Annotated in this window: 1 protein-coding gene; it reads right to left on the bottom strand. The window is 59.6% G+C overall.

Annotated features, from left to right (window positions below):
• On the bottom strand, positions 1 to 557 hold a 557-nt coding region (locus tag ACT3TS_RS19735; protein WP_444533226.1), incomplete at its 3' end, for a DUF222 domain-containing protein.
• Positions 558 to 638: the final 81 nt, after the last annotated feature.

Below are 638 nucleotides of genomic sequence, written 5' to 3'. Positions count from 1 at the left end.
CGGCACGCTTCATCAGCAAAATTAGCAACCATGACCGCTTGCTCCTGCGCGATCTCACCCTTGAAGAAAGCCTCCCCGAGCAAGGGCTGCGTCGGCGGTGCAAGAACACCAGTGACGGAATCCATGGTCGGCAACACCGCCTCAGCCAAGCTGATCCGGCGACGCGCCTCACCGACACTGATCTTCAACGACTGAACCAACAAATCAGCAGCACCGCTGGCACCCGTGGAAGCATACCGACCAGCCCCGGCACGCTGGGCCAATTCAGCAGCAGCAGCAACACCCAGGGCCTGCTGGAAGGTCGCCAACCGCTCCAAATCCTGCGCCCACCGCACACACTCCGTATCCGTCAAAGCACCCAAATCCATGCCAAACGGAACCCCACCAGAAGAAGCATCAGAGCAGGCGTCCGGTGGACTTGCTGCCCCGGACCAGACGCCCGGAGCCTCCTGCACGGAGGCGGCATTCGAAGCCGCCAGCACCAGCGCCCCAGCAAGATTCAACAGCTGGTGAACATGTTCACCAACCCGGAAATCCTCTGAATCAGATACCGACATACCCGGCATCCTCGCCGCTTGCTCCATACCTAAATTTTATAAGAAGGGTCTGACATTCACCGCCGAACAAACCCATCCGTG

It is taken from the genome of Specibacter sp. AOP5-B1-6 (genome assembly GCF_052376555.1).
Lineage (GTDB): Bacteria > Actinomycetota > Actinomycetes > Actinomycetales > Micrococcaceae > Specibacter.
This window is presented reverse-complemented; position numbering and strand designations above follow the sequence as displayed.